This is a genomic window from Streptomyces sp. H27-C3 (assembly GCF_030063415.1).
Lineage (GTDB): Bacteria > Actinomycetota > Actinomycetes > Streptomycetales > Streptomycetaceae > Streptomyces.
This window is the reverse complement of record NZ_JASITA010000018.1, coordinates 96,161-121,294: the sequence shown is the minus strand read 5'-3', so window position 1 is coordinate 121,294 and position 25,134 is coordinate 96,161. Positions and strand designations below refer to the sequence as shown.

The 25,134-nt window shown below is 69.3% G+C and carries 24 protein-coding genes and 2 pseudogenes; 11 read left to right on the top strand and 15 right to left on the bottom strand.

Annotated features, from left to right (window positions below):
• Window positions 1-131: 131 nt before the first annotated feature.
• From QMK30_RS19865 to QMK30_RS19840, 6 genes are all read right to left on the bottom strand, one after another.
• Window positions 132-1,406 carry an NAD(P)/FAD-dependent oxidoreductase gene (locus QMK30_RS19865; RefSeq protein ID WP_283519628.1) on the bottom strand — a complete coding sequence of 425 codons (1,275 nt, stop codon included), beginning with the start codon at window positions 1,404-1,406 and terminating at the stop codon, window positions 132-134.
• A 156-nt stretch (window positions 1,407-1,562) separates the two neighbouring features.
• Entirely contained in the window at window positions 1,563-2,570 is a 1,008-nt protein-coding gene (locus tag QMK30_RS19860) for an MBL fold metallo-hydrolase (RefSeq protein WP_283519627.1), read from the bottom strand.
• A 126-nt stretch (window positions 2,571-2,696) separates the two neighbouring features.
• Window positions 2,697-3,323 (bottom strand): TetR/AcrR family transcriptional regulator, encoded by a 627-nt coding sequence (locus QMK30_RS19855; RefSeq protein ID WP_283519626.1) that lies wholly within the window; start codon window positions 3,321-3,323, stop codon window positions 2,697-2,699.
• A 58-nt stretch (window positions 3,324-3,381) separates the two neighbouring features.
• Complete coding sequence (locus tag QMK30_RS19850) at window positions 3,382-4,947, bottom strand: DHA2 family efflux MFS transporter permease subunit (protein ID WP_283519625.1); 1,566 nt, start codon at window positions 4,945-4,947, stop codon at window positions 3,382-3,384.
• Window positions 4,948-5,077: 130 nt separating this feature from the next.
• On the bottom strand, window positions 5,078-7,087 hold the full coding sequence (locus tag QMK30_RS19845) for an AfsR/SARP family transcriptional regulator (protein ID WP_283519653.1): 2,010 nt from the start codon (window positions 7,085-7,087) through the stop codon (window positions 5,078-5,080).
• A gap of 1,045 nt (window positions 7,088-8,132) precedes the next feature.
• Window positions 8,133-9,215: an FUSC family protein gene (locus tag QMK30_RS19840; RefSeq protein WP_283519624.1), complete on the bottom strand. Its 1,083-nt coding sequence runs from the start codon at window positions 9,213-9,215 to the stop codon at window positions 8,133-8,135.
• 345 nt (window positions 9,216-9,560) lie between these two features.
• Between QMK30_RS19840 and QMK30_RS19835 the strand changes: the two genes are divergently transcribed.
• The 5 genes and pseudogenes from QMK30_RS19835 (at window position 9,561) to QMK30_RS19815 (ending at window position 13,646) form a co-directional block, all read left to right on the top strand.
• Window positions 9,561-9,794 (top strand): DUF5133 domain-containing protein, encoded by a 234-nt coding sequence (locus QMK30_RS19835; RefSeq protein WP_349362085.1) that lies wholly within the window; start codon window positions 9,561-9,563, stop codon window positions 9,792-9,794.
• Between the two features lie 440 nt (window positions 9,795-10,234).
• Window positions 10,235-11,239 (top strand): acyl-CoA dehydrogenase family protein, encoded by a 1,005-nt coding sequence (locus tag QMK30_RS19830; protein WP_283519622.1) that lies wholly within the window; start codon window positions 10,235-10,237, stop codon window positions 11,237-11,239.
• Window positions 11,236-12,000 carry a PIG-L deacetylase family protein gene (locus tag QMK30_RS19825; RefSeq protein WP_283519621.1) on the top strand — a complete coding sequence of 255 codons (765 nt, stop codon included), beginning with the start codon at window positions 11,236-11,238 and terminating at the stop codon, window positions 11,998-12,000. Before QMK30_RS19830 ends, QMK30_RS19825 begins: the two co-directional genes overlap by 4 nt.
• A 65-nt stretch (window positions 12,001-12,065) precedes the next feature.
• Window positions 12,066-12,640: pseudogene (locus tag QMK30_RS19820) on the top strand (class I SAM-dependent methyltransferase); the annotation flags it as partial.
• 7 nt (window positions 12,641-12,647) lie between these two features.
• Entirely contained in the window at window positions 12,648-13,646 is a 999-nt protein-coding gene (locus tag QMK30_RS19815; RefSeq protein WP_283519620.1) for a glycosyltransferase family 2 protein, read from the top strand.
• Here QMK30_RS19815 and QMK30_RS19810 read toward each other — a convergent pair.
• The 3 genes from QMK30_RS19810 to QMK30_RS19800 form a co-directional block, all read right to left on the bottom strand.
• Window positions 13,633-14,274 carry a M23 family metallopeptidase gene (locus QMK30_RS19810; RefSeq protein ID WP_283519619.1) on the bottom strand — a complete coding sequence of 214 codons (642 nt, stop codon included), beginning with the start codon at window positions 14,272-14,274 and terminating at the stop codon, window positions 13,633-13,635. The genes QMK30_RS19815 and QMK30_RS19810 overlap by 14 nt on opposite strands.
• A gap of 128 nt (window positions 14,275-14,402) precedes the next feature.
• The gene (locus tag QMK30_RS19805) at window positions 14,403-14,765 is read right to left on the bottom strand and encodes a DUF952 domain-containing protein (protein ID WP_283519618.1); all 363 of its coding nucleotides are present in this window, start codon (window positions 14,763-14,765) and stop codon (window positions 14,403-14,405) included.
• Window positions 14,766-14,812: 47 nt separating this feature from the next.
• The gene (locus QMK30_RS19800) at window positions 14,813-15,574 is read right to left on the bottom strand and encodes a maleylpyruvate isomerase family mycothiol-dependent enzyme (protein WP_283519617.1); all 762 of its coding nucleotides are present in this window, start codon (window positions 15,572-15,574) and stop codon (window positions 14,813-14,815) included.
• Window positions 15,575-15,644: 70 nt separating this feature from the next.
• On the opposite strand from QMK30_RS19800, the gene QMK30_RS19795 reads away from it, so the two are divergent.
• Window positions 15,645-16,616 carry a MerR family transcriptional regulator gene (locus QMK30_RS19795; RefSeq protein ID WP_283519616.1) on the top strand — a complete coding sequence of 324 codons (972 nt, stop codon included), beginning with the start codon at window positions 15,645-15,647 and terminating at the stop codon, window positions 16,614-16,616.
• Window positions 16,617-16,925: 309 nt separating this feature from the next.
• Here the strand turns inward: QMK30_RS19795 and QMK30_RS19790 are convergent, their stop codons facing one another.
• From QMK30_RS19790 to QMK30_RS19780, 3 genes are all read right to left on the bottom strand, one after another.
• Entirely contained in the window at window positions 16,926-17,777 is an 852-nt protein-coding gene (locus tag QMK30_RS19790) for a hypothetical protein (RefSeq protein ID WP_283519615.1), read from the bottom strand.
• A 163-nt stretch (window positions 17,778-17,940) separates the two neighbouring features.
• Entirely contained in the window at window positions 17,941-18,543 is a 603-nt protein-coding gene (locus QMK30_RS19785; RefSeq protein WP_283519614.1) for a gamma carbonic anhydrase family protein, read from the bottom strand.
• A gap of 29 nt (window positions 18,544-18,572) precedes the next feature.
• A complete protein-coding gene (locus QMK30_RS19780) occupies window positions 18,573-19,817 on the bottom strand; it encodes an MFS transporter (protein ID WP_283519613.1) in 1,245 nt (414 codons plus the stop codon).
• Between the two features lie 54 nt (window positions 19,818-19,871).
• On the opposite strand from QMK30_RS19780, the gene QMK30_RS19775 reads away from it, so the two are divergent.
• The 4 genes from QMK30_RS19775 to QMK30_RS19760 all read left to right on the top strand — a co-directional run bounded on the left by QMK30_RS19775 (window position 19,872) and on the right by QMK30_RS19760 (window position 22,338).
• Window positions 19,872-20,612, top strand: a complete 741-nt coding sequence (locus tag QMK30_RS19775; protein ID WP_283519612.1) for an AraC family transcriptional regulator — start codon at window positions 19,872-19,874, stop codon at window positions 20,610-20,612.
• Between the two features lie 62 nt (window positions 20,613-20,674).
• A complete protein-coding gene (locus tag QMK30_RS19770; RefSeq protein ID WP_283519611.1) occupies window positions 20,675-21,154 on the top strand; it encodes a nuclear transport factor 2 family protein in 480 nt (159 codons plus the stop codon).
• Window positions 21,155-21,314: 160 nt separating this feature from the next.
• Entirely contained in the window at window positions 21,315-21,647 is a 333-nt protein-coding gene (locus QMK30_RS19765) for an ArsR/SmtB family transcription factor (protein WP_283519610.1), read from the top strand.
• A 34-nt stretch (window positions 21,648-21,681) separates the two neighbouring features.
• On the top strand, window positions 21,682-22,338 hold the full coding sequence (locus QMK30_RS19760; protein WP_283519609.1) for an NAD(P)H-dependent oxidoreductase: 657 nt from the start codon (window positions 21,682-21,684) through the stop codon (window positions 22,336-22,338).
• A 100-nt stretch (window positions 22,339-22,438) separates the two neighbouring features.
• Here QMK30_RS19760 and QMK30_RS19755 read toward each other — a convergent pair.
• Window positions 22,439-22,561 (bottom strand): annotated as a pseudogene (locus QMK30_RS19755) (IS701 family transposase); the annotation flags it as partial.
• Window positions 22,562-23,075: 514 nt separating this feature from the next.
• Here QMK30_RS19755 and QMK30_RS19750 point away from each other — a divergent pair.
• Window positions 23,076-23,264 carry a DUF8839 family protein gene (locus tag QMK30_RS19750; protein WP_283519608.1) on the top strand — a complete coding sequence of 63 codons (189 nt, stop codon included), beginning with the start codon at window positions 23,076-23,078 and terminating at the stop codon, window positions 23,262-23,264.
• Window positions 23,265-23,292: 28 nt separating this feature from the next.
• Here the strand turns inward: QMK30_RS19750 and QMK30_RS19745 are convergent, their stop codons facing one another.
• Both QMK30_RS19745 and QMK30_RS19740 read right to left on the bottom strand, forming a co-directional pair.
• Window positions 23,293-23,796 carry a tetratricopeptide repeat protein gene (locus QMK30_RS19745; protein WP_283519607.1) on the bottom strand — a complete coding sequence of 168 codons (504 nt, stop codon included), beginning with the start codon at window positions 23,794-23,796 and terminating at the stop codon, window positions 23,293-23,295.
• A 332-nt stretch (window positions 23,797-24,128) separates the two neighbouring features.
• On the bottom strand, window positions 24,129-25,091 hold the full coding sequence (locus tag QMK30_RS19740; protein ID WP_283519606.1) for an ROK family protein: 963 nt from the start codon (window positions 25,089-25,091) through the stop codon (window positions 24,129-24,131).
• Window positions 25,092-25,134: the final 43 nt, after the last annotated feature.

Here is a 25,134-nt window from a genome sequence, read left to right as displayed (position 1 = left end):
AGCGCGATATCGAAAAACAGAATCTGCAACTGATGGCTGGTCATTGCCCCGTGGCCTTCATCAATCGACTGCGCGAATTTTCGGACACACCTGTGACAGCCGCCCGCTGCGGCGGCTGTCACAGGAGAAATTCAGGACTGCGCGATCACCGGCTGCGACACATCCGCTATGAGATCGTCGAGATTGATGTGGAACATGGGGTGATTTCCGCTGAGGCCGGAAATCAGCGTGACGAAGTCATCGGCGGGCTTCTGCTCGTGCTCGGGGTCGATCATTTCCTGGGCGAGGCTGTGGTAGAACTCCTTGTACTTCGTGCGGTCGTAGAACCGCTCGACGAATTCACGGATCTCGTCGAAGAAGGTGGAGTAGGCCGTGGCGTACCGGTCGAGTGCCTTGGTCTCGATCTCCGGGTGCTTGATGATCTGGTCGACGATCTGCGCCAGCGTGCTGCCGGCCAGCGTGGCCAGGGCCACCCCGGTGGAGAACAGCGGGTCGACGAAGGCGGCCGAGTCGCCGACCAGCACCCAGCCGTCGCCGTAGAACCGGTCCGAGTGGTACGACCAGTCGCGGGCCGTACGGAAGCCTGCGGACTGACGCCCGCCGCTCAGCATCTTCTTGAGCCTGGTGGTCCGGCCGACCTCGGAGTGGAAGAGCTCCTCCAGGGAGTGCCCGGCCTCTCCCGCAGTCGCGGAGCGGGTGACGTACCCGACGCTGACGGTGCCCTTGTCGATCGGGATGGCCCAGAACCAGCCCTCGTCCAGGCCCTCGATGAGGATGTTCGTATACTCGTCGCCCTCGAGGCGTTCGCAGTTGTCGTAGTACGTCCACACCGCGACGTTGCGGAGCTCCTCGTGCCACTTGACCTCGGTGAAGCGGCGGCTGAGGACACGGGCCTGGCCGGAGGCGTCGATCACGAGCCCGGCCCGCACCTCGCGGACCCCGTCCATGCCGCGCAGGGCGTAGCGGATGCCGACGACGCGGCCGTTCTCCTCGATGGGCTCCTTGACCGTGGCGTCCTCGATGATGTGCGCGCCCAGCTCGCGTGCACGGTCGAGGATCATCGCGTCCAGGTCGGCACGGCGGGTGTGGTACGCGTAGGGGTACTTTCCCTTGAGGAAGCCGAACTTCCACGGCACCTGGTTGTTTCCCCAGACGAGACTTCCGCCGTACTTGCGCTCGAAACCGCGCTCGTCCATGCGCTCAGTGAGTCCCATTTCCTCCATAGGACGCATAAACGCGGGAATGAGGGACTCACCGACGTGATAGCGCGGGAACCGCTCCCGGTCGAGCACGAGTACGCGGTGTCCTCGCTTGGCAAGGAGGCCGGCCGTCGTGGCTCCGGCCGGGCCTCCCCCGATGACGATGACGTCATATTCGGCGGAAATGCCGAAGATACTGGACGACATGCGTAGACCTTCCCCTAGTCCTATGCAGAGGCAGGCGGGTGAGGCTGTTTCAGCACCCGCCGTATTGCGCGTCGCCAGTCTGCATTGGACGTACTGGAGAGCGTCTGCATCCGATCTGGATTGGGCCTGGGCGGCTCTACAGACACCGCTGAAGGATCAGTTGCGGCCCAAGACGCGGGACCCGCCCACGGGAAGATCCCACAGATCGTCGGCGGGCAGCTCGGCCGCCTTCCACGCAGCTCGCACCCGGTGCAGGGGCTCGAGCGGCGGCTCGGCGGAGAGCAGGAACGTCGCCCAGTGCATGGACGACATGATCCGCGCGCCGAGATCCACGCAGGCCTGGACCGCCTCCTCGGGAGACGTATGGACGGGCGAGAGCATCCAGCGCGGCTCGTACGCACCGATTGGCAGGAGCGCGATGTCGATTCCCGGGTATCGACTGCCGATCTCCTCGAACCAGTGGCCGTAGCCGGTGTCACCGGCGAAGTACAGCCGCTGCCCGCCGGGCACGGTCAGTACCCAACCGCCCCACAGGCTGCGGCAGGTGTCGTTCAGGCCGCGGCGGCTCCAGTGGTGGGAGGGCACGAAGTCGAAGCGGACCGGGCCGGCTTCGCCCTGCAGCTCCACCGCCTCCCACCAGTCGAGTTCGGTGACCTGGGTGAAGCCCCTGCGACGTACCCAGGCGGCCAGCCCCGCCGGCACGAACACCGGTGTTTCGCGCGGCAGTCGTTCCAGAGTGGGGGCGTCCAGGTGGTCGTAGTGGTTGTGGCTGATGACCACGGCGTCGATCCGCGGGAGGTCGTCCCAGGCGACACCGACCGGGGTCACCCGCTGGGGGGTTCCTACGATCCGCCGCGACCAGACCGGGTCCGTCAGGACGTTGAGACCGCCGATGCGCAGCAGGTAGCTGGCGTGGCCGACCCAGGTCAGGGCCAGTTCCCCGGGGCCTGCTTCGGGCAGCGGGCCGGGCTCGAAGGGCAGGTCGGCGATCTGGGCCCGCCCTGCGGGCGACGGGTGCAGGCGTTCACCCCGCAGCGCGAGGCGGACGAAGTCGGAGACGCCGGGTAAGGGCGAGGTGAGGCGGTCGGTGAAGGAACCCGGCCAAGTACGGATCTCGCCGAGCGGCCGGGGTTCGGACAGCGAAGGGTGTGCGTGGGCAGTCATCGGGACTCCTTGAGTGGCCTACCGCATCCGGGCCCGGTCCGGCCCCATCCGCACGTCTGCGGTGGGGCCGGGCCGGGCCCGGATGCCAAGTGGTCTGGAGGCGGTTGGGTGTGTCTCGCTGTGCGCCTAGACGGTGGGCTCGCTGCGGACGAGCGCGCCGTTCAGTACGCCGTCGATCATGTCGCGGATCTGCTCGTCGACGAGGGGTCGCCCCTGCCCGAGGAAGAGGCGGAGGATCACTACCCCGCCCAGCATGTCCACGATCCCGATGATGTTCACATCGGGTCGTACGCGGCCCTCGTCGCGGCCCTGGACCAGCACGGCCTCCACCGCGTCACGCCAGGGGCACACCCACGATTCCATGTGGCTCGACGGGAAGTTGGGGTCGCTGACCGCCTGGGCCGCCAGGTGCGGCAGCAGCCGCCCTTCGGGGGCCGTCAGCAGCCCGTTGCGGAGCCAGCAGGTCATGGCGAACAAGTCGCCGTGAAGGTCGCCGGTCGCCGTGACGTCGAAGTCGGCCATCAACGTGTCGAGCGCGTTGATGATCATCTCTTCCTTCGTCTTCCAGCGCCGGTAGACGGTGGCCCTGCCGACGCCGGCGCGCCGTGCCACCTGTTCCATCGTCAGGTTCTGGAACCCCGACTCTCCGAGCAGCGAGACCGTCGCCTGGAGAATCGCAGTGTCCGCCTGACGCTTGCGCGGGCGTCCGATACGTCGTTCGTCGGCCTGTCGACCTTCACGGGTGTCCTGCATCTCTACCGTCAGCTCCTCCGTATGCGTGGCATCACAGTCCCGGTGCGCCACGAAGTACTCATCGTACGGGCCCCGCTCCCGACGTGGAGAGTTCGTCGGCAGGGGCTTCCGTGGCGTGGACGACGGCCTTGGAGGGCATCCAGGCGAACACCACGGCGGCGAGAGCGAACAGCACGACCGCTCCCCCGATGAGCGCCAGGTCCATGCTGTCCACGTAGGCCTGGCGGGCCGCCGCGGCAAGTCCCTCCCCCTGCGGTCCGAGCTGCTGAGCGACGCGCAGTGCCGCGCCGACCGTGTCCCCTGCGGCTTCCGCCGCCTGCTCGGGAAGCCCCCGCGTGGCCGATTTCATGTCGTCGCGGTACGCGGTTCCCAGCACACTGCCCAGTACGGCGACACCGATGACGCCGCCGACCTGCCGGAAGGCGCTCGTCGATCCTGATGCCTCGCCGGACTTCTCGTCGGGCACGGTGGACAGGGCGGTGTGCATCGCGATAGCCAGGGTGAGACCGATGCCGATGCCCAGCATCAGCTGGCAGAGCGCCACTTGGGTGTCTCCCGAATCGACGGTGGTCGTGGTGAAGAGCAGCAGCCCGCCGGCCATGAGCAGCAGCCCTGCCGTCACCGGACCGCGCGGCCCCACCCGTGGGGCAAGCCGCTCGGCAGCGCCCGCGCCGACCATGACGGCGAGCACGACGGGCAGCATGCGCACGCCGGTCCCGAAGGACGAATTGCCGAGCACCGCCTGAAGGTAGGGGCTGAGCATGAACAGGAAGCCCGTCATGGCGAAGTGGACGAAGAGCAGGGCCACCACGGAGGCACCGAAGTGCCTTACGCGGAAGGCCAGTACATCGAGCAGCGGGTACGCGGTGGTCCGCTCACGCAGGACGAAGAGACCGAGCAGGGCGAGCCCCGCGGCGGAGCCGCCCAGGGTCTCCGTGCTCAGCCAGCCCTCCTCCGGCGCCCGGGTCAGGGCGAAGGTGAGCGAGGCCAGGCCGAGTACCGACAGCACGGCCCCCTGCCAGTCGAAGGCGTGCTCGCGCTGCCCCTTGTGCTCGGGGAACAGCACCAGGCCGGCCACGATGGCCACGAGGAGGATCGGAATGTTGATCAGGAACACCGAACCCCACCAGAAGTGCTCCAGCAGCCAGCCGCCCGCGAGCGGGCCGATCGGCAGTCCGAGCGCCACACCGGCGGACCAGATCGCCAGGGCTCGCGCACGCTCCTTCGGAGCGAAGAGCACCGGCAGCATCGCCAGCGACACGGGTGTGACGATCGCCGCGCCGAGGCCCATCAGCGCCCGCCCGAGGATCAGTTCCCCGGGGCTGTCCACGCTCATCGCGTAGGCGGACGCGAGCCCGAACACCGCCAGACCGACCATCAGGAGACGCTTGCGGCCGATCCGGTCGGCGAATACTCCGAAGGGGAGCATCAGGCTGGCGAAGACGAGCAGGTAGGCGTTGTGGAACCACTGGAGGTCAGAGTTCGTGGCGCCCAGCGACTCGACGAGTTGCGGCATTGCCACATAGAGGATCGTCGCGTCGAGACCGTTCACCAGTACGCAGATGACGAGGACGCCGAGCGCCCACCATCGTTTGGGGCTGCTCCAGACCGCAGGACCGGGCACAGTGCTCTCCTTCTTGAGTTTTGATACGAGACTGTCCCGTATCAAATCACGGTCGCACCGGCCCCACATCCCCTACTCGATGCGTCAGGGTCTGAAATCAGCCAGCCGGCCCAGTGGTTGGGCCGGTCGGCTACCTCACGCGGCCGCCGATACGACGCCCCTCAACGCCCTGACCCGACGTCAGCTGACGGGGCGTGGGCAGCCGTATCGCCTCGGACTGCGCCTCGGCGCGCTCGGCGCCGTAGATCCGCACCAGCTCGTTCAGCCCGTAGCGCTCGGGGCCGACACGCTCCAGCAGGCCATGGTTCACCAGCGACTCAAGACATTCCGTAACCGCGGTGACGGAGGTCCCCATGAGCCGCAGAGAAGGCAGCAGGCCGATCTCCTCCAGCCCCGCCGCGCACAGCAGCCGCAGCATCCGGGCCGCCTCGTCCGACAGCTTGCGGTAGCTGGCCGTGAACATGGCGCGGACACTCAGCTCTTCGTCACCGTCGACCGCCAGCAGGTCCAACCGCACGGCGGGATCCTCGTACTGCGCCACCAGCCGCTCGGGAGGCCCATACAGATCGCCGAGCAGGGTTCCGGCGGTGATCCTGATGGCCAGCGGAAAGTACCCGCACAGTTCGACCAGCCGGTCGATGGCGCACGGGCGCTCCCGGCCGTACTCAACACCGGTCAGCCTCAGCAGGAGTTCCGCCGCGGTCTCCGGATCCAGTGGCTTCAACCGGATGCGATGGGCCCCGTACCGCACGACCAGAGCGCGCTGCGACTGGCGGCTGGTAACGATGAGGCAGGCTGACCCCTGAGGTATCAATGGCCGTAACTGATCGGCGTCCACGGCATCGTCCAGCACCACCAGCATCCGCCTGCCGTGCAGCAGACTGCGGTAGAGCAGGACCCGGCCGGACAGATCCGCCGGCAGGGAGGCCCGTTCGATCCCCAGGCTCTGCAACAGCTGCGCCAGCGCGTCGAAGGCGCTCAGCGGGCTGTCCCCGGTCCCCCCGAGGTCGACGTACAGCTGACCGCCCGGAAAGCGGTCCAGTGACTCATGGGCCAGCTCCAGAGCCAGCGCGCTCTTGCCCACCCCGGGGGCGCCGTCGATGGCCAGGATGGGGGTGGCACGGCCCCGCTCGGGGTTGTCCTGAGTGAGCATCACCCGAACGGCGGCCAGCTCGGCGCTCCGGCCGACGAAGGTGCTGGCGCGGGAGGGAAGGTGGCTCGGCATACAGTCGGACGACGACGGCATGCCGCCCGCTTCCGAGCCTCGTACCGCTTCCGAACCGCGCGTCGGGGCCAGTCTCGAAGGACGGATCCGGCCGGACCCCTCACTCTCGACCGTGCCCATGAGGATGCGGGAGTGCAGATCCCGCAGCTCGACGCCGGGAGTGATACCCAGCTCCTCGTCGAGATAGACGCGGGTGTCACTGTAGACGTGGAGCGCGTGTGCTTGACGGCCGCACAAGTACAGCGCAAGCATCAGCAGGTATCGCAGCTTCTCGCGCAGCGGCTCCTGGATGATCGCCTCGTTCAGCACGACGATCGCCTCCTCGCTCCGCCCCGTCGCGATCATCCCGCCGGTCCACTCCTCGACATCCGTGAACCGCATCTCGCGCAGCCGGCTGCGCTCGAACGCCGCGAAAGGCCCGGGTACCCCGGCTAACGCATCGCCCTGCCACAGCCCGAGCGCCATCCCCAGCCGCTCGAACGCTTCGTCCGACCGCCCCGCGGCCGCCATCTGCCGCGCCTCTTCGCGCTGGCGCACAAAGAGGAGTGCGTCGACGGCGTCTGCGGGCAGCTGCAGTTCATAGCCCCCCAGCCTGGAGACCAGCACCTCACCGGACTCCCGTCTGCCCCGCACGGGATCAAGCACCCGACGCAGTCCGGCAATGTAGGTGTGTACGCCATTGACGGCGGTACTGGGTGCCTCCGTACCCCACAGCCCATCGATGATCTGCTCACGGCTCACCACGGCCCCTTGATGCGTGGCAAGCATCGCGAGCAAGGCTCTCTGTTTCGGCGGGCCGATGATCAACTCCTCATCGCGAAACCACACCCGCAGAGGACCCAGCAGTTGTACGGACAGCGAGTTCGTTGCATCTAACATCAGAAGACTCCGCTCTCTGGCATCGGAAGCGACCATGATCACCGAGCTCTGGACACACCACGCCCGACTACGGCGTGGCACAAGGGCTTGCGAGGGTGGACCCACCTGACGATGCCGACGGCGCCACAACACCGGAGCGCCGACGTCACGGACTCAGGCGAGTCGGGCCAACCCCTACCCCAAATTCCGACAGAGCGTGGCCACTGCAGCGAGCGACAGCATCGCCTGACCGGCCGTACGAACCCAGACCGCATCGCACGTCCTGGGAGAGGCCCAACCACGCGCGCCATTGCCCGAATTCGTACTCCTGGCAGCCCGGCTACGTCGGACCGCTAGAGCAAAACCTTCGTGGAGCTTCCAGGGGTGGCGCCACGAGGAAGCATGACCGCTCCCGCGCCGAGGAAGGGCGGGTCAGTCCGGTCCATACGAAGCAGCCCCCACTCCGTTCCACACACTCCTGAAGTTGAACGCACTACAACCGAGGCAGCACAGTGACTACACACATAGACCCCCCAGGTTGGCGCCATCCCCCACAAGTGGCGCCGAACGTGTATGTCTTGATCGAAGTATGCCCTGGGGTGAGGTCACGCCAAAGGGGATCCGGCATCGAATATGCCCCTGCCCACGATCAGGCCAGTTACGGGAACACGCCCCGCACACGGGCGTAGAGGCCATTGGATCTTCCCAAGCGCTTTCTTCACGACTGTTCCAGCAGGTCGAGGCTGCCTGCGGCGAAGGCGCTGGCCATAGCTTGAGCTGCAACCACGGACGGAGCGGAGGCTGAGACCGGATGCGCGTGACGGAAATTGGAGGACGTCATTCAGTCAATACCGCCCCGGCGACAACTCCGCGATCCCTAGGCACAGTTCAGTTGAATTGGCCGGAAGAAGACCCTGCCGGGCCACCCGGCACCACGCGATCCGCCTGCCGTCCGGGGTGACGTCCACTTCACCGACCGACCTCACCAGCCAGGGCGTGGCAGACGATACGAGTGCGACGTAAGGTATTTGACCGCCTGTCAGTACTGCAGTGCCTGACGTCCCGCGCATCCCCGTCGCGGCGAGCGGCGTCGCCGTACCGACTAGCCGGTGGCGGTGGTCTGCAGGGCGTCGCAGGTGTACTGGAATTCCTCCATCAGCCGGGTGGCCTCGACCACGAGGACGCCGTACGGGCGGGAGGGGTCGGCCAGGGGCAGCCCGGCGGTCCGGGCCGCCTTCAGGACGTCCTGCAGCCTCTCCTGGGCGGTGCCGGCGAGCGTGCTCGCTTCCGCGGCCTGGTCGGTGAGGGTGTCGGTGTCCAGGGCGGACAGCACCTGGGCGATGTCGCGCAGGGCGGCCAGGAAGTCGGCGTAAGCCTGGAGGACGGGCGTGTAGCTGTAGGTGCTCTCCGTCTCCTGCCACTGGTCCAGGCTGCGATTGAGGGACGCCAGCTGGAAGACGGAGCGCTCCATCGAGACCAGGACCTGCCGGTAGCGGCCGAAGGTGAGGTAGCCGCGGTGCGCGGGCAACAGGCGCCGCGGATTGAGCGGCAGGCTGTCCTCCGCCATGCTCAGGCCGGTGCGCGCCTGGGCGACCGAGCGCTGGGCGCGCTCGCCGGCCAGGATCCACGCCTGGGTCCGTTCGGCACGGACGTCTCCTTCGCGCAGGCCTTCCGCCATGTCGTCCAGCAGGGTCGCCACCTCGTGGCCCAGTACCTGTATGCCCTGCTCGGCGCTGCGATAGCGCAGCGGGGGTGCGATGCCCAGGTTCACGATCAGGCCCAGGACACAGCCGATGAGGACGAGCAGGACGATCTGCCCGAGCTGGGCCGCCTGATCACCGGTGGTGGACGCGGTGGTGTAGGTGGAGAAGGCGAAGAACGCGGCGGTGGCGACCTGGGTGCGCTGCTCGCCCAGTGCGGCCCATTGCCCTATGGCCAGGGCGATGACGGCGACGAGAGGGAAGGCGAACAGCTCGGATCCGATCAGAAACTTGAGCGCGCCTTGCACCGCGACCCCGGCCGCGACAGCTGCCGTGTAGCGCAGGGCCTGCCACACCGACCGGTAGATCGTCGCGTTCATGATCAGCACTGCGGAGAACGGCGCGAACGCCGCCGAGGTCGCGTGCATCAGGTCGTGCCCGACCCACCACGCCAGCGTCGCCGCCAGCGTGCTCTTGCCGATCATCAGGACGGTACTGCGCTCGTGCCCCGGCGACCGCCGCGCCCGCGTTGCCCACGCCCCGCTGCTGCGTACCCAGTCCATCACGCGCCTGTCATGCCGTTCCCCCGTCCGTCCCCCGCGCCGCACGCGCCGGGAAAACTCGGATGCCCGCCCGAGGGCCACTGAATCGAGAGGTACGGCACAGGCGGGCCTCCGGGCCCGGCGGGCGCGGAGAAAGAGTTCAAGTTGATCAGTGCATCGACGGGCATGAATACGGGGTACGGGGCAAAACGCTGGGTGAGGGAGCCACCTCCTCTCGGTGCTGTAAGAACTGCAGATCTCATCGGAAAGGCCGCCACCGCCATGCTCATGCCCGACTCGAAGGTCCTGCGCGTACTCCTGTCCCGCTACGCGACGGCCCGGCTGGCCCATGAGGAATACCCCAGCGAGATCACACGCCTGGCACTGGAGGACGTCTCGTACACCCTGTGCGTCACCACCGCCACCTCCGACGTCCTGGACGCACTCGCTGCAGCCGACCTGCTCCTGGAGGTCCAGGCCGCCCGTCAGGACCGACAGGGCCCGGAAGCGCTCGCGGCCTGACGGCCCGCGTCTCCATCCACGCCCGCGTCATCCGGGTCGCTGACAGCGACCCGGCCGCCTTCCCGTACAGGAACGGCCTCTGCGCACAACTCGGTCGGCCCCGGCCGGGGCACGGTCGAGTCGGGGCAAGGCCCTGACCCACCGGCTCGCGGCCGAGACGTCACCGGGCCGTCGCCGGGGCGCGTCGCCGGGACCTCAGCGGGACCGAAGTGGGCACCCGATGCCCTGATGCCGGTTGATCCGACCCGGCACGTCCCTGCGCCCGGTTTCCCCTGTTTCCGCTCGTCCCACGCATGCGCCTGCGGGTTTTGACCCCGCCCGGCGGGGCACTGGGGAGATCCCTGCGCCGAGGCAGTGGCCGCGCGGAACCCGGAAAGGCGTTCCAGAGTTGAGGGGCAACGTGCCCCACCCCCCATGGCCGTCCTGAAGGAGCTCGTTCCATGCCTGGTGATCCCGCGGGGCCCGGTGACCTGCTCGCCGCCCCCGCAGCCGAGGCGGCGGCGGGTTTCGCCTCCGCGGTCGGACGCGTCGAGTCCGGGGAGTACGACTTCCCCCTGCCCGGGTCGGGGCGCACAGCCCGCCGTTTCGCGGCGCTGCAAGAAGTCGCCGAGGCCGATCTGTGTACGGCCCGGCTGGTGGAGGGACACGTCGACGCCATTGCCATCCTCGCGGAGCTGGGCGCCCCGCCTCCCGCTCCCGGCGAGCGGTGGGGCGTGTGGGCGGCGGAGCCGCCCGGCGAAGGGCTCGACGCGATCCAGAAGGAGTCGGGCTGGGTGCTGAGCGGCCTCAAGCAGTACTGCTCGGGGGCGCACAGCTGCACACACGCGCTCGTCACCGCTCGGGCCGAGGACGAGCGCCGGCTCTTCGCGGTACGGGTGGACGGCAAGGGCTGTGGACCGGTCGACGGCACCTGGCAGGCCGTCGGCATGGCGGGCAGCGACACCCCGGACGTGCGGTTCACCGACGTATCCGCGCAGGTGGTCGGCGGGCCGGAGGCGTACGTGCGCCGGCCCGGGTTCGAGCACGGCGGGATCGGCGTGGCCGCCTGTTGGTACGGGGGCGCGGTGGCGGTGGCCCGGGTGCTGCGCGAGGCGGCCGGCCGGCGTGCCGAGCCGCACACGGACGCGCATCTGGGCGCGGTGGATGTGCAGTTGTACGCGGCCGGGGTGCTGCTGGAGCGGGCGGCCGAGGAGATCGACGCGGACCCCCTCGACGAACACGGTGGGGCCAGGCTGCGGGCGATGCGGGTGCGTGCGTTCGTGGAGTCGGTGTGCGCGGCGGTCCTGGACCACGTGGGCCGGGCGACGGGCGCGGGGCCGCTGTGCCACGACGCCCGGCACGCCCGAAACGCGGCGGACCTGGCCGTATACATCCGCCAGCACCACGCGGAACGCGACCTCGCCGCACTGGGCGCACTCCTCGCCAGGCCGCAGGACGAGCGATGACCGACACCCCGACGCGGCCCTTCGCCGACCCTATCCAGGCGCCGGGCACCGATGAAGCGGCATGGCGGGCCTGGCCGGGCTGGGCCGCCGTGCCCGAGATCGCCGTGCGTCCCTTTACTCGCGTGGTCGTCGTCGCGGCGCACCCCGACGACGAGGTGCTCGGTTTCGGCGGCACCATCGCCCTGCTCGCCGCCGCCGGTACACACGTGACCGTGGTGGCCATCACCGACGGCGAGGCGTCACACCCCGACAGCCGGGTGCTCACCACCCGCGAACTCGTACGGATCCGAGCGGCCGAGACCCGCGCCGCACTCGCCGAGCTCGGGGCGAAGGACTCCACCGTCGTACGGCTGCACGTCCCCGACACCGGGGTCACCACGTACGAGGACGATGTCGCCGCACAGCTCGCACCCCTCGTCCATGGCGCGGACCTGGTCGTCGCGCCGTGGACCGGCGACGTGCACGGGGACCACGAGGCGGCGGGGCGCGCCGCCGTCCGCGCGGCGGCCTCGGCAGAAGTCCCCTGCTGGCTCTACCCGGTGTGGATGTGGCACTGGGCGACGCCCGGCGATGTGCGGGTGCCCTGGGAGCGAGCGGCCCGCATCGCACTGCCCCCGGACGTGCAGGACCGGAAACGGGCCGCGGTCGGACGCTTCGTCAGCCAGATCGAACCACTGGGCCCGGGGCCGGGTGACGCGGCGATCCTGCCGCCCGAGGAGATCGCACACCACCTGCGCGATCGAGAGGTGGTGTTCCGATGACCCACACTTCGAACGCACCGAACGCACCGGACACACCCAGCACTCCGGCGTCGTACTTCGATGACATGTACCGCCACGCACCCGACCCGTGGCACCTCGCGGAACGCTGGTACGAGCGCCGGAAGTACGACCTCACCGTGGCGAGCCTGTCACTCCCCCGCTACCGACGCGCCTTCGAACCTGCTTGCTCCGTAGGCGAGTTGACCGTTCGGATCGCCGAACGTTGCGATCAGGTACTGGCCTGCGACCGGGTGGAGTCCGCGGTCGCCACAGCGCGCAGTCGCACTGCGGATCTCCCGCGGGTGGATGTACGCCGTCTCACCCTGCACGGCGATTGGCCGCCGGGCAGCTTCGACCTGATCGTGCTGTCCGAGCTGCTCTACTACTCGACGCGCCCACGCTCCAGGACGTCCTGACCCGTACGGTCGGCGCTCTGGAGGCGGGCGGCACCCTGGTGACGGTGCACTGGAACCACCCGGTCGCGGAGCACCGGGGAACGGGCAGCACGCTCGCCGAGACCGTCTCCTCCACACCCGGACTGACACTGACCGCCGACCACCGCGAGGACGACTTCGTCCTCCAGGTGTACGCCCGCACCGCCCCCGGCGGCACGGCCGCGCCCTCACCCGCCGCACGCGAGGCCTCGTATGACCGACCGGAACACGGTCCGGGCGATCGCCGTCGTGCTGCCGGCCCGCAACGAACAGACCCTGCTCCCGGCCGCTCTGGACGCCGTGCGCACTGCGGCACAGCACCCCGCCCTGGACGCGGTGCAGGTGCTTGCGGTGGTCGCCGCCGACTGCTGCACCGACGCCACCGCAGCGGTCGCCCGGGACGCGGGCGCCCTCGTGGTCCCCGTCCGCTTCCGCAACGTCGGGAGGGCCAGGGCGACGGCGGTATGTGCTGCACTGGCCTCGCTCGGCGGCGGCCCCGACGGTGTGTGGATCGCCTCCACTGATGCCGACAGCACAGTGCCGCCCGACTGGGCCTTCCAGCTGGCCCGGGCGCAAGAGGACTGGGATGCGGTGGTCGGCACCGTGTCCGTCGACCACTGGCCCCCGCACAAGCCCCGGCTGGCCGCCCACTACCACCACCTGTACGAGGCATCCCGCCCGCCGACCGGCTGCCCGTGGCGACACCCGCACGTGCACGGCGCCAACCTCGGCGTCGCTGCCCGCGCATACACGACGGCCGGCGGCTTCCCACCGCTACCGCTCGACGAGGATCACGGCCTGGTCGCCGCATTGGAACGAACTGGCGCGCGCATCCTGCGCACCTCCAACTGCCCCGTCACCACCTCGTCCCGCACGCGTCCGCGCACGCGGCGGTTTCGGGGACCACCTGGCCAAGCTGGACCGGCTCAACCCGCTCAGCCTGCTCGCGCCAGTGACCGCCGAGGCGGGGGAAGAGGCTGCGGGGTGAGCGGTGAGATGCGCCACGGTCGGAGCGTGAGGCCGTTGTTGCGACGGTGCCGAGCGGACTCGGGGCAAAGGCAACGCTCTGCCACCCGCGGACGGCGAGGGTGGCAGAGCGTTGCCGTCGTGCGCCCGAGGCGGCCGGGCGCGAACCACGAGACACGGACGCCCGTCCGTGCACAGGGTGATTCAAAGGGAAACGGCGCTCCGTCCGACGTCACAGCAGCCTGACGCCCCGCCGTGCCAGGTACGCGGCGGGATTCACATCTGAGCCGTAGGGCCGTGAGGACCGAATCTCAAGGTGAAGGTGAGGGCCGGTGGCGCGCCCGGTGCTGCCGCTGTCCGCGATGCGCGCACCCGCGGACACCCGGGCCCCGACGCGGGTGCGGATCCGGTTGAGGTGTCCGTACACCGTGTAGTGCCCGTCCGGCATGCGGATGGTCACCGCGTTGCCGTAGTCCCCCGAACGCTGGGCGAGGACGACGGTGCCCGCGCTGACGGCGTAGACCGGTGTTCCCCGGGGCACCGCGAGGTCGATGCCGGTGTGGTGTCCGGCGAGCCAGTTGCCACGTACCCCGTAGCGCGCGGTGACCCGGTAGCCGCGCCGCAGTGGCCGCGCGAACACCCCGGGAAGCCCGGCCCCCAGGCGGTCTTCCTCGACCGGTGTCCGTGCGTCCGCCTCGGCGAGTGCGTCCTCGAACGCGGCGTCGTAGCCGATCAGGCAGGTGTCGTCGGTGCGGGTGGCGGCGCCAGGCGCCATCCCCACGGAGAAGGCGCCGCCCAGGAGGGCCATGCCAATACCGAGAGCGCCGCGTCGTGTGGTGGCCGTTCCGGGTGGCTGATCTATATGGGAGGTCATGCCCGTCAGGACACCTGGGGCGCGCACGGCGCGCACGCCTGGCTGGGCCGTTTGGGGGCACGCGTGCCCCGGACGGGAAGCACCCCTCAGCCTCCCGTGGGCTGACCGCACCCGGGTGTCCGGGCAGGTCACTGCCAGACGGCCAGGGCCGTGGCCCGGCCCCCTTCATCACGCCGGATCTCCCTCACGTCTTCGACCGCGTCGCGGTTGATGCGACCGAAGACATGGGGGAACAGCGTGCCGGTCGCCACTCCGGGAGGCGGAGCGGAGTCCGCGGCCTCCCACCTCACCGGGGCAGCGAGCCGGTGCTCGTCGATGACCAGGGCCAGGAGCGGCCCCGGCACTCCCCGATAGAAGGCGCCGGCGACCGCAAGGGTCGTTGCCTCGTCCGGGGAGCAGTGCACGAAGCCGTCGTCCGAGAGGGACGCGGGTGCGTACGGACGATCAGGAACGGCCACCCATTCGTCGAGCGGCACCACGTGATAGATCATGGTCCAGTTATAGCGAACGCCGCCGAGGGAGTTCGGGGCTGCGCAGGTCAGAGCGCTGTACGGGCAAGCCAGTGGTCCAGCAACGCGCGGTCGCCCTGCACCGACACCCGGTCTTCCTTCGGCGGTATGCGGCGGGAGACCACCAGCATGAGGTCCGCCACCGCACCCGATACGACCACGTCGGCCTCGACAGGACCGCGCTCCCCCCGCAGTCCCTCGGGTGTCCTGGTGATCACCCACCCCTGCGTGAGCGTAGGCCTGAACCCGATTTTCTCACCCCGGCCGCGCAACTCGGCGATCTCGGGTTTGGCCGTCTCCAAGGCCGGTGTGGACAGGAGGTCCAGGATTTCGCTGATCACATCGGCGGCGAGATCGTCGGCGATCCGGAACGCGGTGTCCGTCGCGAACGCCGCGTCGTAGTGGTGGACGCAGGTGTCGCTCAGCATCCTGCGCAGGCAGAAGGCCGCCGGCCGCGGCCCGAGGAAGGTACGTATCTCGGTGTCCGCGCCGGTCTGCCGGATGGCGTGGATCAGCACCTGCGCGCCCTCGTGCAGCCACCGGGCCCACTCTCCCGGGGCGCCGGGGTCGGCCTGCTGCGGGTCGGGGGTGGTCAATTGCTCCCCGGTACGCACGAGTTCGGCCGTCCATCGGTGCTGCTGACCCACGTGCCCGATGAGGGTGCGCAGCGGCCAGCCCGGGCAGGTGGGCACCTGCATGTCGGGGTCACTTCCGGCGACCGCGCGCGCGAACCCTGCGGTCTGCTCCTCCAAACCCTCCATGAGCCGTGCGGTGTCCAGCGTCTTCATCATTGCGAAAGCTCCTCTCCCGGGGGTACGCCGGTACCGTAGAAGCTCCAGTCCAGTGGAGGTTCAAGTGCCTTTGCTCGAAGAGACGCTCGGGATCGGCGACTTGGCCCGGCTGACCGGCGTTCCGGTGCGGACCGTTCGTTTCTACTGCGACGAGGGCATCGTCGACTCGGTACGCAGCACCGGCGGACACCGTCGGTTCGATCAGGCGGCCGTGGAGCGGCTCGGTCTGGTCAGGCGGCTGCGCGGACTTGGGCTGGGCCTGCCTTCCATTCGGCGTGTGCTTGTCGGCGAGTGCTCTGTGGTTGAGGTGGTCGCGCTGGAGCGTGCGGCTCTTGATGTACAGATCGCGGATCTGGCCTGGCGGCGGGCGTCCCTGCGCGCGGTCGAGGAGGTCGGGCCGGGCGAACGGGCCGCCAGGTTGGAGTTGTTGGCCGCAGTGGGGAGCGGGGGTGTCGCCCGCGATGCGCTGATCGATTTCTGGAGGCGCGCGATGGTGGCCCCGGTGTCCGAGGTGATGCTCACGACGTTCATGGCGATGGCCGTGCCCGAGCCACCCGCCGACCCGACTCCGCCACAAGTGGTCGCCTTCGCCGAGCTGTTCGCCCTGGCCGGTGACCGGGCGCTGACGCGTGGCCTGCTGGCGATGGCACGGGCGAACGCAGAGCTGATCACCGACGAGGGCGAGCTGCTGGACGGGATCGGTGAGGCGTGCGCGCTGGCTGAGCCCCTGGTGCGGGCAGGTGAGCCGCCTCGGGAGGGCCCCGCACTCGATCGGTTTGTTGCGGCGCATGCGATGGTGCGTGGCGGCAGCGATTCCTTCCGGTTCAGGCGCCGGTTACTGTCGTACGTGGCTGCTGACCGCGTGCCGGGGATGCGCCGCTATTGGCGGCTGGTGACCGAGGCCAGTGGCACCCCGGTCGCTCTCGGCGCGTCCCACCTGTGGCTGACCGACTCGCTCGAACGCTCGGTAAGGCCTGGCGGCGCCGCTGGGACGGGAATTGCCGAAGCACCGGCGAATCCGTCCATCAAGAAAGAGACGTAACAAGGCGCACGCGAACGTTGCGTGGTTGGAACTCTCGGCTCCTCAGCTGCCCAGGCCCAGGTCCTCGTAGGAGAGATATCGCGTCGCGTGTGTCGAGCCCGGAGGTTGTGCCGGGCAGTATCCAGAAGCCTTTGAGCGCGCTGCCGTGGCTCGTCGTTGCCACCAGGTCGAGACGGCCGTCGCCGTTCACGTCGAGCAGGGGGGCTCTGGCCGAGAACAGGTCCCCGGAGCGGGATGTGCCCGGCACACCGGGCGATTGGAGGTTGATGGCCTGGATGCGACCGGTGCCGTCCGCGTGTGCCACGTCGGTCACGAGATAGACGGAACCTCGGTCGGTAAGTACTGGTCACCCCTGGGGTACGTAATACCGTCGCCCTCCATGTCCGGGTCGGTCCAGCGCAGCGACACGGTCAGGTCGTCGTAGCCGTCTGCGTCGAAGTCCCCCGCGACGGCCCGGTAGGGAGTCGAGTCCTTCGGCTGCTTGGCGTCGGGGTCCTGGACGCGGGCGGGTTCGCCGTCGCGTCCGAAAGGGCCGAAGTGGATGGTGCCTTCGGAGCCGTTCGCCGAGCCGAGGCGGAAGACGTCGGTGGCGCTGTCCCCGTTGAAGTCCCCGACGGCGCCGGTGGCCCAGCTTGCCGACTCCAGATCCCGCACCGTGCGCGCACCGGTGTCCAGGCGTCGTATCCCGACCAGCCCCCGCGAGCCGCCCCACATCGCGTACTGCTGCCCGTCGCGGCGGGTGGCCACCAGGTCGGTGAAGCCGTCCTGGTCCAGATCACCCCGGTCGAAGGTGATGACGTCCACCGGGTACCAGGGGCTGTTGACCTCTTTGGCGTCCAAGGCGGCAGACACTCGCGCGGACGTTCTCACCCGTGGATCGAGGCCGCGCGGGCCGCCGTACACCACGATGACGCGCCCGTTCGCCTCCGCGGCCAGATCGTCGAATCCGTCGCCATTAAAATCTCCGGTACGCGGATCTGCCGACGCCTTGCCTGCCTTGGGGTGCGCAGGCCCGGGACGCGGCTCGCTCACGCCGCCGAGTTCCTTTCCCTCGTACCCACCCTGGTCCTTGCCGGACGCGTCGTCGCCCGGGGCGTCGCATCCGATCAGCGACAGAGCGGCGCTCAGGGCGAGGCAGCATCCACGTAGACGTATTCGCATACGTCGCTTGGTATCAGGCCCCTCGCCAACTGTCAGCCGGCTACCGCAGCGAGCCCCCCGGGGACGTAATCCGCGCGCCCATGCGCGGATCCTTCGGCTTCAGGCTTCGCCGAGACGTGACTGCACGCCCCTGTGCAGGCCCGGGGCGCCAGGGGGCCGGGACTCACACCTGGCGATCGTCTCGATGGCGGCCGAGAGCCCGGCCGAAACGCTCCGAGATGCCCGGCATCAGACTCTCGCCGTCAGCGGGCCGATCGAGGCCGAAGACGTAGCCGGGGAAGTCGAGTTCCTTCTGCACCGCCCAGATCGCTTCATGCTCCTGGGGCGGCAGGATGCGCGCCGGGTTGCCCACGGCTACCCAGCCGATCGGCACCAAGGAGTCGGCGGGCAGCACGGTGCGCAGGTGTACGACGGCGTTGATGCGCACTTCCGAGCGTGTCCCGATGTGCGCGCCGTTGAACACCCGGCTGCCGGTGGCCAGGAACACCTCGTCCTCCACCGCGCATCCGGTCAGGTACGAGGTGGGGCCGACCAGGACTTTCTGCCCCAAGGTCAAGGGATCGCGGCGTGTGGCGCGCAGGACGGCGTTCTCCATCACGATGCAGCCCTCACCGAGCTCCACCGGCCCGCCCTCGGCAGTGAGTACGGCGCCGAACAACACCCGGCACCCGGCTCCTACCCGTACGTCCCCGCTCAGTGTCGCGGTCGGCGCGACGTACGCGGTGGGGTGCACGGTCGGCGAGCGGCCCTCGTGTTCGATCAACATGCCTGCGATCATGCCGCAGCTCGGGTTGTCTACGCGTGTTTTTGCCAGGCCAATGCGCCACGAGCTGTGGCCTCATCAGCAGCAGCAAATGGGGTCTCCTCGCACTCCGCGACCTGTTGCGGCAGCGCCTCAACCTTGGGCACGGCCGGTTCGGGCAGCATCCGGAACAGCAGGCAGGCCAGAACAGGCATCAGGATCAGTGGTGTCAGGGCTGTCTGCAGCGAGGTGGCGTCGGCGATGCCACCGATCAGCGGGGTCGCGAGTCCGCCGACGCTCACCGTCAGGCCCAGAGTGATGCCGCTCGCCGTGCCTACGCGGTTCGGGAGGTAGTCCTGCCCGAGAGTGACCTGCAGCGAGAAGGGGACGTAGAGGCCGGCGGAGGTCAGGGCCACGAAGGCGAAGAGCGCGGGCCCCGGGACGAACACGACTCCGGCGACGGCGACCACGCTGACCAGGTACGACCCACGTACCACGGTGACCCGGTCCCAGCGGTTGGCCAGGCTCCCGCCGAGTACGGTGCCCGCCGCGCCCCCGGCGTAGAGGACGAACAGGGCCGCGGAGCCTGCTGCCGCCCCGCCCCCGGTGCGCTGCTCGGCGTAGAAACCGATGAATGTGCTGAGCCCGATGAACACAATGGACCGGCAGACCACGGCCAACGACAGTTTCACGAACGACGTCTTGTCGTCGATGCCCACCGGGGCGGCGATGCCGGTACGGGCCCGCTCGTCCCGTTCCAGCGCCCGCAGGACCGGCAGGCACAGCACGCTGCCCGCCAGGGCGGGCGCCACCATCAACGGCGTGAGCCGCAGCCCCCCGGTCGCGACCACCGCAGTCACCATCAGCGGGGCGAGGGCGAAGCCGATGTTGCCGCCGAGGGAGAACCAGCCCATCGCCGTGTGGCTGCCTTTGCCGGCGATGCGCGCGACGCGGGCCGATTCGGGATGGTACGCGGCGACCCCGAGCCCGGATACGGCCACGAACGCCAACGTCAGCGCGTACGAGCCGCTGAGACCGCTCAGGGCGACTCCCACTCCGCCCAGGATCGTGCTGACCGGCAGCAGCCAGGGCATCGCCCAACGATCGGTGAGAGCGCCGAACAGCGGCTGGGCCACCGAGGACAGCAGGGAGGCGGCGAGCATGATGCCCGAGGCCGCGGCGTAGGTGTAGGCGCGTTCCGTCACGAAGAACGGGATGAGCGCAGCAATCGCACCCTGGTAGATGTCTACGCAGCCGTGGCCGACGGACAGCAGGAGGATGGTTCGTTTTCTCGGCACACCGCTATGGTCATCGTCGAACACGGCGTCGCGCTTCCGATAAAATGCCAACCAATGAAGGAAATCCGCCATGAGCCCGTCGCGCCGACACGCGCCCAGCGGCTGGCGCCCGGGGCCGCGATCGACGCCCACCGGCACGACGACCATCAGATCGTCTACGCCGCCCGCGGAGTGCTGGCCATCACCACCGGTGCGGGCACCTGGGTCGCGCCGGCCACCCGGGCCATCTGGGTACCGGCCCGCACCGTCCACGCCCACCAGGCCCACGGCCGGCTCGATCTGCACCTGGTCGGCCTGCCCGCCACCGACAACCCACTGGGCCTGGACGGGCCGACCGTGCTGACCGTCAGCCCCCTCCTGCGTGAGCTCATCCTCGCCTACACCCGCGCCCCGCTCGATGACAGTCCCGTACGCAGACGTCTGCGGGCGGTCATGCTCGACCAGTTGAAAGCCTCACACCACGAGCCCGTACACCTGCCCACGCCCTCCGCCCCGCGGCTCAAGGAACTCTGCGCGATCCTGCAGGCCGATCCGGCCGACAGCAGGAGCCTGGCCATGCTCGGCAAGGAAATCGGCGCGAGCGACCGCACCCTCTCCCGCCTGTTCCAGTCCGATCTCGGCATGACCTTCCCCCAGTGGCGCACCCAACTGCGCCTCTACCGCGCACTGGTCCTGCTCGCCGAGAACACCCCGGTGACCTCGGTGGCACGCGCATGCGGGTGGGCCTCGGCCAGCGCATTCATCGATGTCTTCCGCCGAGCTTTCGGACACACTCCGGGGGCACACCAGAGCTGAGCCCGGTACTCCACTTGCCTCGATCTTGACCTTAAGTGCGGTTGAGGGAAGAAGCTTGAGCCATGACCACGCAGACGGATCAGACCGAGATCAGCACGCTCATCAGCCGCTTCTTCCGCGCCCTGGACGAGCGGAAGTTCGAGGACGGCTGGGCTCGCAGCTACTTCACCGACGATGTGCGCACGGTGACCCCGATCGGCGCATCCGGGGGTATCGAAGCCATGAATGACACCAAGGAAGCAGTCGAGCGGTACGCCCGCACGCAGCACATCGCCTCCGACGTGCTGGTGGATGTCGAGGACGCCTCGGGAACGGCCACAGCGTCCTGGAACGCGCTGATGACGCACGTCCACCACGACGCCACGGTTCAGCAGCGCGGCAAGGAAGCCGACCCTCTCTTCACCGTGGGCGGCCGCTACGAGACGGAGCTGCGGCGCACGCACGAGGGCTGGCGCATCAGCCTCCTGTCCGCACAGGTGATCTGGACCACGGGCCAACCTCCCGTGTTTTCCGCAGAGTCCCGGCCGACGCCTGCTTCTTGATCTACTCGCCCCTGAGAGGCGCCTCGGCGATCCAGCCGACAGCCGGCTCATTGCCGGCTGAGCTGATGCACCCGAGTCATCGCTCCCGCGACCGGCCGGACCAGATATCGAGATATCGTGATGCGTCAGGGTATCTGGGCAAGAGGTCAAGAGGTGACGCATGACTGAAGCGGCAGGATTGGGTCCGGGCGATCTGATCGAGGTGTTCAAGGCTCTCGGCAACCCCGCCCGTCTGCAGATCATGCAGTGGCTGAAGGACCCCGAAACGCACTTCGGCGAGTACCAGCCGATCGCGGACCGCCAGGTGGTGGGCGTATGCGTCACACACATCCATGCGAAGTCGGGACTCGCCCAGTCAACCGTCTCCAGCTACATGAGCACGCTCGAACGGGCAGGCCTTGTGCATCCCACCCGGGTGGGCAAGTGGACCCACTACCGGCGCGACGAGGAGCGGCTTGCACAGGTGGCGAGAGCGATCGACACCACCATCTGATTGACACATCGCGATATGTCGATATGATTTCTTCATGTCGACCTCCGATGCTGCCCCCACCGCCCTGATCGTTCACGCTCACCCCGAGCCCCACTCCTTCAGCACGGCCCAGATGACCACTGCGGCTCAGGCTCTGCGCGATGCCGGGTACCGGGTCGACATCCTCGACCTCTACGCCGACGCATGGGCCCCGACCCTCGCCCGCGAGGAGTTCGCACCGGTGGACGGCTACTTCAAGCCGCAGGCCGAGCAGATGCGCGCGGTCAAGGACGGGACGCTCGACGCGACCGTCAGGGCCCATCTTGACCGGCTGATCGCCGCCGATCTGCTCGTCCTGTCGTTCCCCCTGTGGTGGTTCTCGCTGCCCGCCACACTCAAGGGATGGGTGGACCGGGTCTTCGTCATGGGCGGAGTCTTCGGCGGGGACTACGGAATCCTCGGCGACGCGGCACTCGCCGGAAAACGCGCGATGCTGCTGTTCACGACCGGCGGGGCCAGTGAGTCCTTCCGTCCCGGTGGCTCGTACGGCTCGATGGACGACTTCCTGTTCCACATCCACCGCGGAATGCTGGAGTTCGTCGGCTACCAGGTCCTCGACCCCGTGATCACCTATGGACCCGCTCGCATGACCGACGAAGAACGGACAGCGGCGCTGGCTGTGGTCAGGGAGACTGTCACGCTCATGAAGTAGTCCGATTCACTGCCGGAAGCTCGCTCTGCCGGGAACGGCCGTCGCAACTCCAACGGGCCGCAGCAGCAGTCGGGGTGCGGCCGGTGCAGAGACGCGCCGTCCCCTGCATGTAAGCAAGCCCCGACTCCCGCGGTTCGGACCGGTTGAAGCGGTGCACGAACCGCTCGTGCACCGCGTCCAGTTGGGTCGCCCATACACGCACATCAGCAAGGTCCCCACCCATATCCACACCAACGAGCGACCTGGCCAACAGTCACGGTAGACACCGTTGCAGTACTAGCCAGGAAGGGGCTCGCGCCTTGCCCCCATGGGAGACGAATGGGAGAAAGATCTTACCCACCAGGGCTAAGTAAAGCCAGATTAAGCTAACTTAGGCTAGATAGCTGTAGGACGTTCCAGCAGGTAAGCCGCTGACCAGTGACTTTCTGGGGCGCACCGTTGATCCAGACGATCACGGTTCCCCCCTTTTCTCCGTTGCCCCCAGTGGCTTGCCCGCAACACCCTGCCACGGAAACCCGGGGTCGCGGCATGGTGCCCGCGACCGTTCGGACACACAACCGTGCCGATGCTGTTGCCGACAGAAAGCAACGATCCCGCCCCCGCGCGGCGTCGAACCCTATGAGAAGGCGCCCTGGTGGGACGGGGGAACCGTGACGCATGCGTACGGAGTCTCGTTGGGGCACACGAGCACGAGTCCGGCAACTACGGAAGCAACACGTACGGAAACGGGGCACAGCATGAGCCGCACGGTGTTGGAGCAGTTCCCGGCCGGAGGACCGCGGGGCAGTTGGCCGGCGGAGGAATTCGCCCACGCACGGCGCGCCGAGGGCTGTCCGGCCGAGGTCGTGATGGACCTGGAGTCGGACGCGTTCCTGGTGATCGTGGAGCAGCGGTCGCGGCAGGTGGAGACCTGCGCGACGGGCTGACGCCCGACCGGGCCGGTGCTCGCGCGCCCTACTCCATGGCGTCGAGGTCGTCGGCGTAGTGGTCGATCGCGCGGCGGTAACTCCGCACCCGGGGGTCGGTGCTGGTGGCTGTCAGAATCTTGAGCAGGGTCCGCACGGCCCCGCGGCCCTGCCCCGCGTTGTACAGCGCCATGGCCAGGAAGGCCCGCAGCGCCGGGTCCCGCGGAAACTCCGCGAGGCCGCCGCGCAGGGTCCGCAGCGACAGCTCGTGGCGGCCGAGCACCCGGTAGGTGCTTCCCAGGCCCAGGAAGACGCCGTGCCGGTCCTCCGCCGAGAGGCCGGGTCCGCTCAGGGCCCGTTCGTAGAACGGGACGGCCTCGGCCTCCAAGCCGAGCACATCGTGCGCCCACCCGGCCTGATAGGCGATTTCGGTGTCCTGCGGATAGCGCTGCGCGAGCGCCATCAACTCCTCGCGCGCCTGCCGGGTCCGCCCCTGCTCGCGCAGCCGTACAGCCTGCGACAGCGCCGCGTCCCGCTCCTGATCACCGCTCATGCCGGCCCACGCTGGCATGAGTCGGCGCGCCCGGCAAACCCCCGGAAACGGTCGCGCTCACGGTCCGTTGGCCGTCCCCATACGTAGCAGTGCCCCGCCTGCATCACGGGCGGGGCACCACAGCAGCAGCAACACCCTGGGTAGGGGATTGTTCGGGCCAGCCTAACGGCGGGCACTGACAGTGCGGTTGAGCCGACCGTGCGGTTGAGTCGACTGCGCGGTTCTGCCGACCGTGCCATTCAGCCGGACAGCGGTCCCGGAAGGCAGCCCCGGTCGACGGTCCAGGTCGGCGGCTCTCTACCGCGGCCCCGGCGCGCGGTCCCGTTCGGCGGTCAGCCCATGGCGGCCGCGGCCGTCTCGCCCGACCTTCCGCCGAGCGTGGCGGCCGCCGCCGCACCCACCAGGCCCGCGTCGGTGCCGGTCAGGGCCGGGGCGACGGTCAGGCGTTGTACGAACGAGAGCGTGGCGTAGTCGCGCAGCGCACGGCGCAGGGGCGTGAAGAGCACATCGCCCGCGCCCGCGACTCCCCCTCCGATGACCGCGATCTCGATCTCGACGAGCGTCGCGGTGGCGGCGATGCCGGCGGCCAGGGCCTGGGCGGCCCGCTCGAAGGAGGCGACGGCGACCGGATCCCCGGCCCTGGCTGCCGATGCCACGGCCGCGGCGGTGGCATCGCCGTCCGGCCCCGGCCGCCAGCCGTTGTCGAGGGCCCTGCGGGCGATGTTGGGGCCGCTGGCGATGCGTTCCACACAGCCGCGCGCTCCGCACGGGCACAGATCGCCGTCCAGGTCGACGCTGATGTGGCCGATGTGGCCCGCATTGCCCGTCGGTCCGGTGTGCAGCTTCCCGTCCAGAACGAGCCCGCCGCCCACCCCGGTCGACACGACCATGCACAGAGCGTTGTCGTAGCCGCGGGCCGCGCCCTGCCAGTGCTCGGCCGCCGTCATCGCGACGCCGTCGCCGACCAGCGCGACCGGCAGGCCGCCCGTCGCCGCCCGCACCCGCTCGACCAGCGGAAAACCGCGCCAGCCGGGGACATTGACCGGACTGACCGTGCCGGCGGAGGCGTCCACCGGACCCGCGCTGCCGATGCCGACGGCCCCGGCGCGCTCCCACAGCGGGGAGGTCGTCAGCTCGGTGAGGACCGCTTCGGCGGCGCGCATCACCGTTTCGCCGTCCTCGCGTGCGGGCGTGGGCCGCTGCGCCCGCAGGAGAATCCGCCCGCTGCCGTCCACCAGAGCTCCGGCGATCTTGGTGCCGCCGATGTCCAGCGCGGCGACGAGGTCGGTGTGCATCGGTGTCGGGTCTCCAGGTGGGCAGGATGGTGACAGGTCAGGG